Raw genomic sequence first — 15,442 nt, forward strand, 5'->3', positions numbered from 1 at the left:
TCAGGCGGGAGGTTGCGTGCCGGGCGTGCCGGGCGAGGCGGCGGCGGGATCGGCGAGCGCGGCGAGGATCGCTTCGGCGCCCTGCGCCAGCAGGTCGCGCGCGCAGGCCTGGCCAAGGGCTTCCGCAGCGGCCAGGTCGGCGGCGGGGCCGGCAACGGCGGCGCGCAGGCCGCGCGTGCCGTCGGGCATGCCGACAAAGGCGTCGAGCCTGAGCTGGTCGCCGTCCCAGTATGCGTGGGCCGCCAGCGGTACCTGGCACGAACCGTTCAGCATGCGCGCCACGGCGCGCTCAGCGGCCACGGCCAGCAGCGTCGGCTGGTGGTTGAGCGGAGCCAGCCAGGCGGCCAGCTCGGGGCGGTTGGACGGGATCTCGATGCCAAGCGCGCCCTGCCCGGCCGCGGGCAGCGACGACTCAACGGGGATCAGCGCGCGGATGCGGTCATTCAGGCCCAGGCGCTTGAGCCCCGCGGCGGCCAGGATGATGGCGCCGTATTCGCCCCGGTCAAGCTTGCCGAGCCGCGTGTCGAGGTTGCCGCGCAGCGGCTTGACCACCAGGTGCGGATAGCGGGTGCGCAGCAAGGCCTCGCGGCGCAGGCTGGAGGTGCCGACCACGGTGCCGGGCGGCATCTCGTCGAGCGAGGCAAAGCTGTTCGAAACCAGTGCGTCGCGCGGGTCCTCGCGCTCCATCACCGCGGTCAGCGCGAAGCCGGGAGGCAGTTCCATCGGCACATCCTTGAGCGAATGCACCGCCAGGTCCGCGCGGCCTTCGTCCATCGCGAACTCCAGTTCCTTGACAAACAAACCCTTGCCGCCGACTTTCGACAGCGTACGGTCTAGAATCTGGTCTCCGCGCGTGGTCATGCCAAGAATGGACACGTCACACGCGGGATAGTATTGTTGCAATGCAGCACGCACATGTTCAGCCTGCCACATGGCCAGACGGCTCTCGCGGGAGGCAATGACGAGCTTTTGCGGAAGGTTGCTAGACACGACAGCGGTAGAGGAAGACGGGATGGCGGATGCTTGCATCCGTGAATGTTAGCACGCGACCCAATAGCCGCTCCGCACCAATATAGATAAGCAGACGAGGAGATTGCATGACGCAGCACGCTGCGCGCCCCACTGGCCGCAAGACCGCCGCTTCGGGCGCTTCGGGCACATCCGCCGGCGCTTCGGCCGCGAAGGATCCGGCCGCCGGCTTGGGTGAAGCAAACGGCGCATCCGCCACCAAACCGACCCGCGCGGCCCGCCGCAGCGGCACCGAAGGCAGCAGCGGCGCCACCTCGCGCACCGCGAAGCGCGTCTCCAAACCCCAGCTTTCCATCGTGTCGAGCAACGGAACCACCATCGCCGCCGCCCCCGGCCGCCGCACCGCTGACAAAGACCTGCCGCTGCGCGAGGACATCCGCTTCCTGGGCCGCCTGCTGGGCGATTGCCTGCGCGAACAGGAGGGCGACGCCGCCTTCGAGGTGGTCGAAACCATCCGCCAGACCGCGGTGCGCTTCCGCCGCGAGAACGACCGTGCCGCCGGCGCCGAGCTGGACCGCCTGCTCAAGCGCCTGTCGCGCGACCAGACCAACCAGGTGGTGCGCGCGTTCAGCTATTTCTCGCACCTGGCCAACATCGCCGAGGACCAGCACCACAACCGCCGCCGCCGCGTGCATGCGCTGGCCGGCTCGCCGCCGCAGGCCGGCAGCCTGCAGCACGCGCTGGAAAAGATCGACGCCGCCGGCGTCACCGGCAAGCAGCTGCGCAAGTTCCTGGACGAGGCGCTGATCGTGCCGGTGCTGACCGCGCACCCGACCGAAGTCCAGCGCAAGAGCATCCTGGACGCCGAGCGCGAGATCGCCCGCCTGCTGGCCGAACGCGACCTGCCGACGACCGCGCGCGAGCGCGAGCACAACACTGCCCAGCTGCGCGCCAAGGTCACCACGCTGTGGCAGACCCGCATGCTGCGCGACGCGCGCCTGACGGTGGGCGACGAGATCGACAACGCGCTGTCTTACTACCGCACCTGCTTCCTGCGCGGCATCCCGCAGCTGATGACGGAGCTTGAAGAAGACATCGCCGCAGTGTTCCCGACCACGCGCAAGCGTAAGGGCACCCCGGGCACGCAGCCCACGCCGCTGGCGCCGTTCCTGCAGATGGGCTCGTGGATCGGTGGCGACCGCGACGGCAATCCCAACGTGACCGCCGAGACCCTGGAGCATGCCTCCAGCCAGCAGGCCCAGATGATCCTGGACTGGTACCTGGATGAAGTCCATGCGCTGGGCGCCGAGCTGTCGATGTCGACGCTGATGGTCGATGCCAGCCCCGAACTGCTGGCGCTGGCCGAGCGCTCGCCCGATATTTCCGAGCATCGCGCCGATGAACCGTATCGCCGCGCGCTGATCGGCATCTACGCGCGCCTGGCCGCCACCTGCAAGACGCTGACCGGCCACGCCGCGCCGCGCCGCCCGGTCGCGCCGGCCGAGCCCTATGACAGCGCCGAAGCCTTCGCCGCCGACGTGCAGGTGGTGATCGACTCGCTGCGCGAGAACCACGGCCAGGCGCTCGCAGGTGCGCGCATCGACGCGCTGGCGCGTGCCATCGGCGTGTTCGGCTTCCACCTGGCGTCAGTCGACATGCGCCAGGTGTCGGACGTGCACGAAGCCGTCATCGCCGAGCTGTTCGCCGCCGCCGGCATCGCCCCCGACTATGCCGCGCTGCCCGAGCAGCGCAAGCTGGAGCTGCTGCTGGCCGAGCTGCGCCAGCCGCGCCTGCTGACGCTGCCGTGGCATGAGTACTCCGAGCAGACCCGCAAGGAGCTGGCGATCTTTGCCGCCGCGCGCGAGCTGCGCAAGCGCTACGGCAAGCGCATCGCGCGCAACTACATCATCTCGCACACCGAGACGCTGTCGGACCTGGTCGAGGTCATGCTGCTGCAGAAGGAATCCGGCATGCTGCAGGGCACGCTGGGCAGCAAGACCGACCCGGCGCGCATGGAACTGATGGTGATCCCGCTGTTCGAGACCATCGAGGATTTGCGCAATGCCGCCGGCATCATGCAGTCGCTGCTGGACCTGCCGGGCTTCGATTCGGTGATCGCGCACCATGGCGTCGAGCAGGAAGTGATGCTCGGCTACTCGGACTCCAACAAGGACGGCGGCTTCCTGACCTCCAACTGGGAGCTGTACAAGGCCGAGCTGGCGCTGGTGCAGCTCTTTGAAGAGCGCCAGGTCAAGCTGCGCCTGTTCCACGGCCGCGGCGGCACCGTCGGCCGCGGCGGCGGCCCGACCTACGACGCCATCCTGTCGCAGCCGCCGGGCACGGTCAACGGCCAGATCCGCCTGACCGAGCAGGGCGAGATCATCAACAGCAAGTTCGCCAACGCCGAGATCGGCCGGCGCAACCTGGAGACGGTGGTCGCGGCCACGCTGGAAGCATCGCTGCTGCCGCAGCAGAACGCGCCCAGGGACCTCGACATGTTCGAGGCGGTGATGCAGCAGCTGTCCGACCGCGCCTTCACGGCCTACCGCGACCTGGTCTACGAGACCCCGGGCTTCAAGGACTACTTCTTCGCCACCACGCCGATCACCGAGATCGCCGACCTGAACCTGGGCTCGCGTCCGGCCTCGCGCAAGCTGATGGACAAGAAGCACCGCCGCATCGAAGACCTGCGCGCGATCCCGTGGGGCTTCTCGTGGGGCCAGTGCCGGCTGCTGCTGCCGGGCTGGTACGGCTTTGGCAGCGCGGTGAAGTCGCTGCTGGACCGCGCGCCGGACGACAAGGCACGCAAGTCCGCCGTCACCACGCTGCGCCGCATGGTCAAGACCTGGCCGTTCTTCTCCACGCTGCTGTCCAACATGGACATGGTGCTGGCCAAGACCGACCTGGCGGTGGCTTCGCGCTATGCGCAGCTGTGCGACGACGCGGCGCTGCGCCGCAATGTGTTCAACCGCATCAGCAAGGAATGGCACCTGACCAGCGAGATGCTGGCGCTGATCACCGGGCACCAGGACCGGCTGGCGGACAACCCGCTGCTGGCGCGGTCGATCAAGAACCGGTTTGCCTACCTGGATCCGCTGAACCACTTGCAGGTGGAACTGCTCAAGCGCTACCGGGCCGGAAAGGACGGGGATGATATCCGCGTACGGCGTGGGATCCACCTGACGATCAATGGGGTGGCGGCTGGGTTGCGCAATACTGGCTGACGGCAATCGCGGGACCGCCGGTTTGCTCCCCTCTCCCGCTCGCGGGAGAGGGGAGCAAACAATCGGCGAGCGTTGCCCGCTTCAGCCGACAAACGCCCCCGGCACCGGATCCTCACCCAGCGCATGCAGCAGCACCGCCCAGTGCATTGCCTCGTCCCCGAGGATGCTGCCAGCGGCCCTGGTCAGCTCGCGGTTGTGGAAGTTCGGCAGCACGCCCAGGTAGGCGGCGGTCGCGCCCTTCTCCAGCCCCGCGGCAAAGCGCAGCACATCGGCCTGGTTCTTCAGGCTCTCGGTCGGGAACTTGTATTCCGACGCCTTCTTCGCCATCACCGGCGTGCCACCCAGCTTCGACACCGTCCCGGCCAGCACCTGCGCATGGGCCTTGTGGTGGTCCTGGAACTTGACCGCGGTGGCGAGCACCGGCTTCTGCAGCAGCCCGCTCTCGGCGCCGACCTGGTAGGCGGCAATCGCCTGGTACTCCAGCCCCAGAGCGGTATTCAGGATATTGATGTCGTCCTTGGTGCTGCCCGACTGCGTCTGCGCCCACGCCGGCATCGACTCGCCGAGCGTGATGACGGCCAGCGAGCCGAGCGCGAACAGGCCGGGCGCCTTGAGCAAGCCCCGCCGGCGCGCATCCGGCAGCGTGACGATGGTCCCGGCCTCGCGCGCGGGTTTCTGTGACATGCGGTCCATGGTGTTCTCCTGTGACGGATGACAACGTGGCGCCCCGTTGGCCGGGGTGCCTGGCTTGCGCCTGTCACTTCTACGCACGCGCCGCGCGTTTGGATGCGGCGCTACCTATAATCCGGCAAAGCTCCCTTGCAAGGACCCGTCCCGGTGCCGTCCTCCCCCCAGCCGTCTTATGCCGCGCCCGCCGGTCCCGACCGGCTGGAGGCGCTGCTGCAGGCCGTGGCCGTGGGCGACCGCCAGGCACTGCGCGGCCTCTATGACCTCACCGCAACGAAACTGTTTGGCCTCGCGCTGCGTATCACCGGCAGGCGCGATTGGGCGGAGGATGTCGTGCAGGAAAGCTTTGTCAGCATCTGGCACCACGCCGGCGACTATCGGCCGCATCTGGCCGCGCCGATGACCTGGATGACAGCGATCGTGCGCAACCGGGCGCTCGACAGCCTGCGCCGCGCCGCCGCCGCGCGCGTTGCGCAGACCGTCGAGCTGGAAGAAGACCTGGGCGAGTGGCTGGCCGATGACGCCGCCGGCCCCGCCGAGCTGGCCGATGCCAGCCAGCAGGCGCGCGCGCTGAACCGCTGCCTGCAACGGCTGGAGCAGGCGCAGCGGCAGGCGATCGTGCTCGCGTACCTGCACGATCTGAGCCATGCCGAGCTGGCGGCGCGGCTGCGCGTGCCGCTGGGCACGGTCAAGTCCTGGGTGCGCCGCGGCCTGGAGCGGCTGCGCCACTGCCTGGAGGCGGCGACATGAAACTGGCCGCCCATCCCGAGCTGCTCGATCGCCTTGCCGCCCAGTACGCGCTTGGCGTGCTGCGCGGTGGCGCGCGCCGGCGCATGGAACACCTCGCGCGTGAAGAGCCGGCGGTGCACGCCGCCATCCTGCGCTGGCAGGACCGGCTGGCCGGCGTGTCCGAGTTGCAGGCCACGGCGGAACCGGTCGACAAGGTCTGGTGCGGCATCGAAGCCCGGCTGGGCTGGAAGCCGCCCGTTGAGGCCCTCAAGCCTGCCAGGCCCGCTGAAGTCGCGGCGGCCGGCTGGTGGCAGCGGCTGTGGTCGGCTCCGGTGTTCTGGCGCGGCGCCGCGGCGGCAATGGCCGTGGTGACAGTGCTGTCGATCGGGATCGGCATGCAGGTGGCGCAACAGCGCGAGGCCCCGCCGGCCGCGGTCATCGCCGTGCTCAACGACGACCAGGCCCAGCCCGCCATGCTGGTGTCCTGGGATGCGGGCGCGCGCAGCCTCATCGTGAGGCGCCTGGATCACGTAAAGCTGAGCGAGCAACAGGTGCTGCAATTGTGGGCCCTGCCCGCCGGCGGCAAGCCGCGCTCGCTCGGCGTGATCGGCCGGGCGCCGCAGGTCCGCCTGGCGATGGCAGAACCCCCCGCCGCAGTGCCGGCCCTGGCGGTCAGCATCGAGCCGACTGGCGGCTCGCCCAATGCCGACGGGCCGAGCGGCCCGGTGGTGTTCAAGGGGCCTGTGCTCCACAGCCCGCTGTAACCGGCGGCCGGCCGGCGCCGCCATGCCCCTGGCGGACGATATAATCCCGTTTTTCCCAAATTCTCCAACTGCCTCGCGCCCCGGCGCCCGCCAGCCGCGAGCCAAATGCAGCCGACGTCCATGTCCACCTCCCAACTTGCCAAGAAAGGCGAAGCCTGGTCCGCCCGCTTCTCCGAACCGATGTCCGACCTGGTGAAGCGCTACACCGCCTCGGTGTTCTTCGACAAGCGCCTGGCCCTGTTCGACATCCAGGGTTCGCTGGCCCACGCGGCCATGCTGGCCAAGCAGGGCATCATCGCCGAGGCCGACCGCGCCGAGATCGAGCGCGGCATGACGCAGATCCGCGGCGAGATCGAGGCCGGCAACTTCGAATGGAAGCTGGACCTGGAAGACGTCCACCTGAATATCGAGGCGCGCCTGACCGCGCTGGTCGGCGATGCCGGCAAGCGCCTGCACACCGGCCGCTCGCGCAACGACCAGGTCGCGACCGACATCCGCCTGTGGCTGCGCAGCGAGATCGACAACATCAGCGCCCTGCTCGGCGCGCTGCGCGTGTCGCTGCTGGACCTGGCGGACCAGAACGCCGACACCATCCTGCCGGGCTTCACCCACCTGCAGGTGGCGCAGCCGGTCACCTTCGGCCACCACCTGCTGGCCTACGTGGAAATGTTCACCCGCGATGCCGAGCGCATGGCCGACTGCCGCAAGCGCGTCAACCGCCTGCCGCTGGGCGCCGCCGCGCTGGCCGGCACCAGCTACCCGATCGACCGCGAGTTCGTGGCGCAGCAGCTGGGCTTTGACGGCGTCTGCCGCAATTCGCTGGACGCCGTGTCGGACCGCGACTTCGCCATCGAATTCTGCGCCGCCGCCGCGCTGGTGATGACGCACGTGTCGCGCTTCTCGGAAGAACTGGTGCTGTGGATGAGCCCGCGCGTCGGCTTTATCGACATCGCCGACCGGTTCTGCACCGGCAGCTCGATCATGCCGCAGAAGAAGAATCCCGACGTGCCCGAACTGGCGCGCGGCAAGACCGGCCGCGTCAACGGCCACCTGATCGGCCTGCTGACGCTGATGAAGGGCCAGCCGCTGGCGTACAACAAGGACAACCAGGAAGACAAGGAGCCGCTGTTCGACACCGTCGACACCATCGTGGACACGCTGCGCATCTTCGCCGACATGGTGCCGGGCATCACCGTCAAGCCGGAAGCGATGCGCGCCGCCGCGCTGCAGGGCTACGCCACCGCCACCGACCTGGCCGACTACCTGGTCAAGAAGGGCCTGCCCTTCCGCGACGCCCACGAAGCCGTGGCCCACGCCGTGCGTGCCTGCGACAGCCGCCAGTGCGACCTGGCCGACCTGACCGTGGCCGAGCTGCGCGACGTGTCGGGCCTGGGCGACAAGGCCGCGCTGATCGGCGACGATGTGCATGCCGTGCTGACGCTCGAGGGCTCGGTCGCCGCGCGCAACCATGTCGGCGGCACCGCGCCGGACCAGGTGCGCGCTGCCATTGCCGACGCACGTACGGCACTGAAAGGCTAACCACTTCGGAGGGGGCACCGGCAAGCCGAAACGGGAGTACAACTCCCGTTTTTTTGTTTGTGTGTGCCAACGCACCGACTTCTGTTGTTTATTGCGCAAAGCAGCGAACGACAGGCTACGTTCGACATGCCATAAAGGGCGAATTCGGGCCGTTTTTGCACAAAATTGGTGCAAAAACACCGAAAAATGTGATTCACTGGGGATTCACCCTAAAGATGCATGGCGGGTAGCGCCGTAGACTATCGCGCCACCCCTGTATCCCAAAAATCCCTAGGACGATCACATGTCTTTCCTTATGAGGATCTCGCGGCTTATCGACGCCGTGAACGAATTCTTCGGGCATTGGGCGAAATGGCTGATCCTGCTTGCCGTACTGGTCTGTGCAGGCAACGCCATCATTCGCTACACCTTCAGCGTCAGCTCCAATGCATGGCTTGAACTGCAGTGGTACATGTTCGCGGGGGTGTTCCTGCTGGGTGCCCCTTACACGCTGATGCGCGACGAGCATGTGCGCATCGACGTCATCGCCGGTCGCTTCTCCGAACGCACTCAGGTCTGGATCGACATTTTCGGCTTCCTGCTGTTCCTGCTGCCGATCTCACTGATCATCCTGTGGCTGTCGATCCCTTACTTCTGGCTGTCGTATGCCGGGCATGAGATGTCCGGCAACGCCGGCGGGCTGATCCGCTGGCCCGCCAAGTTCCTCATCGTAGCGGGCTTTTTCCTGCTGATCCTGCAGGGTCTGTCCGAGCTGATCAAGCGCTTTGCCTACCTCAAGGGCGAACTGCCGTTCTCCGCCTTCCGCAAGCACGCGGTCGATCCGGCGCTGGAGATCGCGGCAATCGCGCAAGCCAACCAGACCGGCCCGTCTGAAAAACAATAAGAGGCGCGCACGATGACGCAATTCCTGATCGCGAACATGGCCCCGATCATGTTCGCCTCCCTGGTCGTATTCCTGCTGTCGGGCTTCCCGATCGCGTTCGCGCTTGCCGCCAATGGCCTGCTCTTCGCCTTCATCGGCATCGAGCTGGGCATGCTGCCTCCCGAACTGCTGCAGGCGCTGCCCAGCCGACTGTTCGGCATCATCGAGAACGATACGCTGCTGGCGATCCCGTTCTTCACCTTCATGGGCCTGATCCTGGAACGCTCAGGCATGGCCGAGGACCTGCTCGACACCATCGGCCAGCTGTTCGGCCCGATCCGCGGCGGTCTCGCCTATGCGGTGATCTTCGTCGGTGCGCTGCTGGCGGCAACCACCGGCGTGGTGGCTGCTTCGGTGATCTCGATGGGCCTGATCTCGCTGCCGCTGATGCTCAAGTACAAATACGACAAGCGGCTGGCCTCGGGCGTGATCGCCGCGTCGGGCACGCTGGCGCAGATCATCCCGCCGTCGCTGGTGCTGATCGTGCTGGCCGACCAGCTGGGCCGCTCGGTCGGCGACATGTACAAGGGCGCCTTCGTACCGGGACTGGTGCTGACCGGCCTGTACATGGGCTATGTGCTGCTGATCTCGCTGATCAAGCCAGCCGCGGCGCCCGCGCTGCCGATCGAGGCCCGCACCTTCCGCGAGCCCAGCGGCAAGAGCGGCGCGGCTTCGGTACTGGTGCTGACCGCACTGTCCGTCGCGGTGGGCGTGGCCGTTGACATGTTGTACAAGCCCGAGGCACCGCTGGACGAGCGCCTGGTGATCTCGGTGGGCGCTGCGATCCTGTTCGCCTTCGTGCTCGCGGTCATCAACAAAGCGCTCAAGCTGAACCTGCTGTCGCAGATGGCGGAAAAGGTCACGTTCGTGCTGATTCCGCCGCTGGCGCTGATCTTCCTGGTGCTCGGCACGATCTTCATCGGCGTCGCTACGCCGACCGAAGGCGGCGGCATGGGCGCACTGGGTGCGCTGATCCTCGCCCTGCTCAAGCGCCGCCTGGACCTCGGGCTGACACGACAGGCAATGGAGGCGACGCTGAAACTGTCGGCCTTCGTGATCTTTATCCTGATCGGTGCGCGGGTGTTCTCGCTGACCTTCTACGGCGTGGACGGCCATGTCTGGGTGGAGCACCTGCTGACCGCCTTGCCCGGCGGCCAGGCCGGCTTCCTGGTTGCGGTGAACGTACTGTTCTTCCTGCTGGCGTTCTTCCTCGACTTCTTCGAACTGGCTTTTATCCTCGTGCCCCTGGTTGGCCCTGTGGCGGACAAGCTTGGCATCGACCTGATCTGGTTCGGCGTGCTGCTGGCGGTGAACATGCAGACTTCGTTCATGCACCCGCCGTTCGGCTTTTCGCTGTTCTACCTGCGGTCGGTGGCGCCGCGCGAGGTAAAGACCGCCGATATCTACTGGGGCGCGGTGCCGTTCGTGGTCATCCAGTTGATCATGGTGGCGTTGATCATCGTCTTCCCGGGCCTGGTCACCACCGGCGGCCACAAGGCCCAGGACCGCAGCGTCACGCGCGACCTGAGCATCGACCTGGACAGCGCCAGCCCCAGGCCATCGGCGCCGAGCCTGTCGGTGCCGGCCCCGGCCGGGCAAGCGGGCGGCGGCGAAGGTCTGGAGTTGCCGGCCCAGCCAGCCGCGGAGAGCGAGCCGTCGGCGCCCCAGTTCGAGTTCGAGAAAAAGAAGAACTAGAGCCGGCATCGTTCGGATCCGCAAGGCCCAAAAGCCCCGCAAGCGCTGCGGGGCTTTTTTCTTTCGCGCATTGCGAATCGGCTTATCGACCAGCATGCAGGCACGGCGCAGACTGCTCTCACCTCCACCACCTGCAAGGGAGCCGTGCCCATGGACACCATTGCCTCGCCGCACCCCGCCGCCAGCCGGCGACGCCTTCAATCGTTCCTTATCGAGCGGCACGACGCTATCAATGCTAGCATCAGCGCATCCCGTGATAAGGAGCGCAAGATGGCAACCCTGCTCGTTCGTGGCATCGATGAATCCCTGGTCCAGCGCCTGCGCGAGCAGGCCGCCGCCAATGGCCGCAGCGCCGAGGCCGAGCACCGGGCCATCCTGGCGCTGGCACTGGGCGGCACGCGCCGACGCAGCTTTGCCGATGTGCTGGCCAGCATGCCGGACATCGGCGAGGATGCCGATTTCCAACGCGCTCAGGATTCTGGCGAGGCGCCGCGTGTATTTGATTGATACCAATGTCGTCAGCGAGGCACGCAAGCGCGAACGCGCCAATCCCGGCGTGCGCGCGTTCTTCCGGCAGGCGGCGCGCGATGGTTCGACGCTCTACCTGTCCGCGCTGACCGTGGGGGAGTTGCGGCGCAGCATTGCGCTGATCCGCCATCGCGGCGACACGGCGCAGGCCGAGGCGCTGGAGCAATGGCTGACGGCCGTGCTGCAGGATTTCGGCCGGCATGTGTTGCCGGTCGATGCCGATGTCGCCCAGATATGGGGGCGGCTACGCGTGCCGCGCCCGGAGCATGCGCTGGACAAGTTCATTGCCGCGACGGCGCTGATCCATGACCTGACGATCGTCACGCGGAATGTGGGGGATTTCAGTGGGACGGGGGTGGAGTTGCTGAATCCGTTCAGCTAGAAAGAAAACGCCCCGCATGCGCGGGGCTCATTCCTGTGCCGGACTCGCTTGCTTCAGGCCACCTGCTTCACGCAGTCGACGAAGTAAGCCTTCTTGCCGTCCACCTCGTCCTCCACCAGACCGTGGATATCGGTTTCGAACCCCGGGAACAGCTTGTTGAACTCGCGTGCGAACTTCAGGTACTGCACGATGGTGCGGTTGAAGCGCTCGCCCGGGATCAGCAGCGGGATGCCCGGCGGGTACGGCGTCAGCAGGATCGCGGTGACGCGGCCTTCGAGGTCATCGACCGGCACGCGCTCGATCTCGCGGTGCGCCATCATGGCCCACGCATCCGACGGCTTCATCGCCGGTTCCATGTCCGACAGGTACATCTCGGTGGTCACGCGCGCCACGTCGTTGGCCTTGTACACGCTGTGGATCGCATCGCACAGGTCACGCAGGCCCATGCGCTCGTACTGCGGATACTTGCCGACGAACTCCGGCAGCACGCGCCACAGCGGCTGGTTCTGGTCGTAGTCGTCCTTGAACTGCTGCAGCTCGGTCACCAGCGAGTTCCAGCGGCCCTTGGTGATGCCGATGGTGAACATGATGAAGAACGAGTACAGGCCCGTCTTCTCGATGATGATGCCGTGCTCGGCCAGGTACTTGGTGACGATGGCCGCCGGGATGCCGCGCTCGCTGAACTCGCCATCAACGTCCAGGCCCGGGGTGATGATGGTGGCCTTGATCGGGTCGAGCAGGTTGAAGCCATCGGCCAGGTCGCCGAAGCCGTGCCAGCGCTCGTTGGCCTTGAGCATCCACTCTTCGCGGTCGCCGATGCCGTCTTCGATCAGGGCCTCCGGGCCCCACACCTTGAACCACCAGTCGCCGTTGTTGCCGGCATCGTAGTCGCCCTCGACCTTGCGCATGGCGCGGCGGAAGTCCATCGCCTCCTGGATGCTCTCTTCCACCAGCGCGGTGCCGCCCGGTGCTTCCATCATCGCCGCCGCCACGTCGCACGAGGCGATGATCGAGTACTGCGGGCTGGTCGAGGTGTGCATCAGGTACGCCTCGTTGAAGCGGTAGCGGTCCAGCTTGCGCGTCTCGGAGTCTTGCACGAGGATCTGCGAAGCCTGCGACAGGCCCGCCAGCAGCTTGTGCGTGGACTGCGTGGCGAACACCAGGGCGTCCTTGCTGCGCGGGCGACCCTTACCGATCGCGTGCATGTTGTGATAGAAGTCGTGGAACGCCGCGTGCGGCAGCCAGGCTTCGTCGAAATGCAGCGTGTCGATCTCGGCCGCCAGCATTTCCTTGATCTGCTCGGCGTTGTACAGCACGCCGTCGTAGGTGCCCTGCGTGATCGTCAGGATGCGCGGCTTCTGGTTCTTGGCCTTGCTGGCGAAGGGGTGCGCGGCGATCTTGCGCCGGATCGTTTCCGGATCGAACTCGCTTTTCGGGATCGGGCCGATGATGCCGTAGTGGTTGCGCGTCGGCATCAGGAACACGGGGATCGCGCCCGTCATCATGATCGCGTGCAGGATCGACTTGTGGCAGTTGCGGTCCACCACCACGATGTCGCCCGGCGCCACGTTGGCGTGCCACACCATCTTGTTCGACGTCGAGGTGCCGTTGGTGACGAAGAACATGTGGTCCGAGTTGAAGATGCGCGCGGCATTGCGCTCGGACGCGGCCACCGGACCGGTGTGGTCGAGCAGCTGGCCGAGTTCGTCCACCGCATTGCAGACGTCGGCGCGCAGCATGTTCTCGCCGAAGAACTGGTGGAACACCTGGCCCACCGGGCTTTTCAGGAACGCCACGCCGCCCGAGTGGCCGGGGCAGTGCCACGAATACGAGCTGTCCTGCGCGTAGTCGATCAGCGCCTTGAAGAACGGCGGCGCCAGCGTATCGAGGTACACCTTGGCTTCGCGGATGATGTGGCGCGCCACGAACTCGGGGGTGTCCTCGAACATGTGGATGAAGCCGTGCAGCTCGCGCAGGATATCGTTGGGGATATGGCGCGAGGTGCGGGTTTCGCCGTACAGGAAGATCGGCAGGTCCGAGTTGCGGCGGCGCACTTCGGCAACGAAGGCGCGCAGCTTTTCGATCGCGGCGGCTTCCGGCTGATCGTCGCTGCTCACGAACTCATCGTCGTCGATCGACACGATAAAGGTCGAGGCGCGGCTGGACTGCTGCGCGAACGACGTCAGGTCGCCGTAGCTGGTCAGCCCCATGACCTCCATGCCCTCTTTCTCGATCGCCTCGGCCAGCGCGCGGATGCCCGAGCCGGAGATGTTCTCGGAGCGGAAGTCTTCGTCAATGATGATGACGGGGAAGCGGAATTTCATCGGGCATCCTTGATGGAAAGCAGGACATAAAGGACTTGAGCCACATGGCCGGCAGGGGTTCCCCTGCGACGGCGACATGTGGCTCTCACGTCAGGTCTTGGCACCCCGCGCGGCTATCGCGGAGCGGCCGTTCCGGCAAACGCCGGCATTGTAATGCGATCAGGTCTTCGGCAGTGTGACACCATGCTGGCCCTGGTACTTGCCGCCCCGGTCGGCGTACGAGGTCTCGCAGACTTCGTCGCTCTCGAAGAACAGCACCTGGGCGCAGCCTTCGCCGGCGTAGATCTTGGCGGGCAGCGGCGTCGTGTTGGAGAACTCCAGCGTCACATAGCCTTCCCATTCCGGCTCGAACGGGGTCACATTGACGATAATGCCGCAGCGGGCATAGGTGCTCTTGCCCAGGCAGATGGTCAGCACGCTGCGCGGGATGCGGAAATATTCCATCGTCCGCGCCAGCGCGAAGGAATTCGGCGGAATGATGCAGACATCACCCTTGAAGTCCACGAAGGACTTCTCGTCGAAGTTCTTCGGGTCGACGATGGTGCTGTTGATATTGGTGAAGATCTTGAATTCATCGGCGCAGCGGATGTCGTAGCCGTAGCTCGAGGTACCGTACGACACGATCTTGCGCCCGTCGGCCTCCCGGACCTGGCCTGGCTCGAACGGCTCGATCATGCCGTGCTGCTCCGCCATGCGGCGGATCCATTTGTCGGATTTGATGCTCATAGAGGTTGGGAGGTAGACACACTGGCTCGGAGTGCGCCGCATTGTACAACCATTCCGCCCGCGTTCCGTTGAGACAACGCCGCATCCGTCGACAGGCGATGAAGTGGCCCTTGAGCCACAATCAAGCTACGGCGTCCTCGGGAATCCGATGACGGAACCGTTCGCGCCCGGTGTAGAGCAGAAAATGCTTGCCGGTGCAGCGCGCGAACAGGGTCAGGTTCACCCGTGTGGCCATCTGGTATCCCATCTGCGTCACGCCCGAGCGCGACAGCAGGAACGGGATGCCCATCTGCGCGCCCTTGATGACCATTTCCGAGGTCAGGCGGCCGGTGGTGTAGAAGATCTTGTCGGCGCCGCTCATGTCTTCCAGCCACATGCGGCCGGCAATGGCATCGACCGCGTTGTGACGGCCGACGTCCTCGACAAACATCAACAACTCGGTCCCCTTGAACAGCGCGCAGCCATGGACCGAGCCGGCCTGCTTGTACACCGACTGCTGCAGCCGGATAGTGTCGATGATGCCGTACAGGGTGTCCTGGTCGAGGATCGTATCGACCGGCAGGCGGATGCTGTCGACCTCGTCCAGCAGCGAGCCGAACACCGTCCCCTGCCCGCAGCCGGTGGTCACCACGCGGCGCGCGGTGCGCTCCTCGATGCGGTCGACGCCGGTGCGGGTGGTGACGGCGGCGGATTCGGTTTCCCAGTCGACCTGCACCGCGGCGATGTCCTCGATCGATTCGACCAGCCGCTGGTTGCGCAGGTAGCCCAGCACGAGGTGCTCGGGCGCGCCGCCCAGCGTCATCAGCGTGACCAGTTCGCGCTTGTCCAGGTAGACCGTCAGCGGGCGCTCGCCCGGCAGCCAGGCCGCGCGCACGCGGCCCTGCTCGTCGACGACTTCGACCTCTTCGATCAGCGGAACGGCTGCCTGGGTAAGCTCGGGACGCAGGGTCATG

At 66.5% G+C, this 15,442-nt stretch carries 13 protein-coding genes; 8 read left to right on the top strand and 5 right to left on the bottom strand.

The window, feature by feature from the left end:
* Positions 1-1,029: a hydroxymethylbilane synthase gene (gene hemC / locus E1J61_RS01855; protein WP_133092479.1), complete on the bottom strand. Its 1,029-nt coding sequence runs from the start codon at positions 1,027-1,029 to the stop codon at positions 1-3.
* A 68-nt stretch (positions 1,030-1,097) separates the two neighbouring features.
* Between hemC and ppc the strand changes: the two genes are divergently transcribed.
* Positions 1,098-4,193: a phosphoenolpyruvate carboxylase gene (gene ppc, locus E1J61_RS01860; protein ID WP_133092480.1), complete on the top strand. Its 3,096-nt coding sequence runs from the start codon at positions 1,098-1,100 to the stop codon at positions 4,191-4,193.
* An 81-nt stretch (positions 4,194-4,274) separates the two neighbouring features.
* Here the strand turns inward: ppc and E1J61_RS01865 are convergent, their stop codons facing one another.
* Entirely contained in the window at positions 4,275-4,886 is a 612-nt protein-coding gene (locus tag E1J61_RS01865; RefSeq protein ID WP_205751635.1) for a ferritin-like domain-containing protein, read from the bottom strand.
* Between the two features lie 144 nt (positions 4,887-5,030).
* On the opposite strand from E1J61_RS01865, the gene E1J61_RS01870 reads away from it, so the two are divergent.
* The 7 genes from E1J61_RS01870 (at position 5,031) to E1J61_RS01900 (ending at position 11,439) form a co-directional block, all read left to right on the top strand.
* Positions 5,031-5,630 carry an RNA polymerase sigma factor gene (locus E1J61_RS01870; protein ID WP_133092481.1) on the top strand — a complete coding sequence of 200 codons (600 nt, stop codon included), beginning with the start codon at positions 5,031-5,033 and terminating at the stop codon, positions 5,628-5,630.
* A complete protein-coding gene (locus tag E1J61_RS01875; RefSeq protein WP_133092482.1) occupies positions 5,627-6,373 on the top strand; it encodes an anti-sigma factor domain-containing protein in 747 nt (248 codons plus the stop codon). Before E1J61_RS01870 ends, E1J61_RS01875 begins: the two co-directional genes overlap by 4 nt.
* 120 nt (positions 6,374-6,493) lie before the next feature.
* Positions 6,494-7,912 (top strand): argininosuccinate lyase, encoded by a 1,419-nt coding sequence (argH, locus tag E1J61_RS01880; RefSeq protein WP_133092483.1) that lies wholly within the window; start codon positions 6,494-6,496, stop codon positions 7,910-7,912.
* A 283-nt stretch (positions 7,913-8,195) separates the two neighbouring features.
* Positions 8,196-8,795: a TRAP transporter small permease subunit gene (locus E1J61_RS01885; RefSeq protein WP_133092484.1), complete on the top strand. Its 600-nt coding sequence runs from the start codon at positions 8,196-8,198 to the stop codon at positions 8,793-8,795.
* A gap of 12 nt (positions 8,796-8,807) precedes the next feature.
* A complete protein-coding gene (locus E1J61_RS01890) occupies positions 8,808-10,529 on the top strand; it encodes a TRAP transporter large permease subunit (RefSeq protein ID WP_133092485.1) in 1,722 nt (573 codons plus the stop codon).
* Positions 10,530-10,799: 270 nt separating this feature from the next.
* Positions 10,800-11,036 carry a DNA-binding protein gene (locus E1J61_RS01895; protein WP_133092516.1) on the top strand — a complete coding sequence of 79 codons (237 nt, stop codon included), beginning with the start codon at positions 10,800-10,802 and terminating at the stop codon, positions 11,034-11,036.
* Positions 11,023-11,439, top strand: a complete 417-nt coding sequence (locus tag E1J61_RS01900; protein WP_133092486.1) for a type II toxin-antitoxin system VapC family toxin — start codon at positions 11,023-11,025, stop codon at positions 11,437-11,439. Before E1J61_RS01895 ends, E1J61_RS01900 begins: the two co-directional genes overlap by 14 nt.
* A gap of 53 nt (positions 11,440-11,492) precedes the next feature.
* Here the strand turns inward: E1J61_RS01900 and E1J61_RS01905 are convergent, their stop codons facing one another.
* From E1J61_RS01905 to E1J61_RS01915, 3 genes are all read right to left on the bottom strand, one after another.
* The gene (locus E1J61_RS01905; protein WP_133092487.1) at positions 11,493-13,763 is read right to left on the bottom strand and encodes an arginine/lysine/ornithine decarboxylase; all 2,271 of its coding nucleotides are present in this window, start codon (positions 13,761-13,763) and stop codon (positions 11,493-11,495) included.
* 159 nt (positions 13,764-13,922) lie between these two features.
* Positions 13,923-14,489 (bottom strand): dCTP deaminase, encoded by a 567-nt coding sequence (dcd, locus tag E1J61_RS01910; RefSeq protein WP_029046089.1) that lies wholly within the window; start codon positions 14,487-14,489, stop codon positions 13,923-13,925.
* A gap of 121 nt (positions 14,490-14,610) precedes the next feature.
* Entirely contained in the window at positions 14,611-15,441 is an 831-nt protein-coding gene (locus tag E1J61_RS01915; protein ID WP_133092488.1) for a formate dehydrogenase accessory sulfurtransferase FdhD, read from the bottom strand.
* Between the last annotated feature and the right edge of the window lies 1 nt (position 15,442).

The sequence above is a fragment of the Cupriavidus sp. L7L genome (assembly GCF_004353535.1).
GTDB lineage: Bacteria > Pseudomonadota > Gammaproteobacteria > Burkholderiales > Burkholderiaceae > Cupriavidus > Cupriavidus oxalaticus_A.

What these genes read in the sequence shown, in the direction of transcription:
- E1J61_RS01865 (WP_205751635.1), bottom strand. Translation starts at nt 4,886, where the DNA reads ATGGACCGCATGTCACAGAAACCCGCGCGCGAGGCCGGGACCATCGTC.
- ppc (WP_133092480.1), top strand. Translation starts at nt 1,098, where the DNA reads ATGACGCAGCACGCTGCGCGCCCCACTGGCCGCAAGACCGCCGCTTCG.
- E1J61_RS01905 (WP_133092487.1), bottom strand. Translation starts at nt 13,763, where the DNA reads ATGAAATTCCGCTTCCCCGTCATCATCATTGACGAAGACTTCCGCTCC.
- E1J61_RS01895 (WP_133092516.1), top strand. Translation starts at nt 10,800, where the DNA reads ATGGCAACCCTGCTCGTTCGTGGCATCGATGAATCCCTGGTCCAGCGC.
- E1J61_RS01915 (WP_133092488.1), bottom strand. Translation starts at nt 15,441, where the DNA reads ATGACCCTGCGTCCCGAGCTTACCCAGGCAGCCGTTCCGCTGATCGAA.
- hemC (WP_133092479.1), bottom strand. Translation starts at nt 1,029, where the DNA reads ATGCAAGCATCCGCCATCCCGTCTTCCTCTACCGCTGTCGTGTCTAGC.
- E1J61_RS01875 (WP_133092482.1), top strand. Translation starts at nt 5,627, where the DNA reads ATGAAACTGGCCGCCCATCCCGAGCTGCTCGATCGCCTTGCCGCCCAG.
- E1J61_RS01890 (WP_133092485.1), top strand. Translation starts at nt 8,808, where the DNA reads ATGACGCAATTCCTGATCGCGAACATGGCCCCGATCATGTTCGCCTCC.
- dcd (WP_029046089.1), bottom strand. Translation starts at nt 14,489, where the DNA reads ATGAGCATCAAATCCGACAAATGGATCCGCCGCATGGCGGAGCAGCAC.
- argH (WP_133092483.1), top strand. Translation starts at nt 6,494, where the DNA reads ATGTCCACCTCCCAACTTGCCAAGAAAGGCGAAGCCTGGTCCGCCCGC.
- E1J61_RS01885 (WP_133092484.1), top strand. Translation starts at nt 8,196, where the DNA reads ATGTCTTTCCTTATGAGGATCTCGCGGCTTATCGACGCCGTGAACGAA.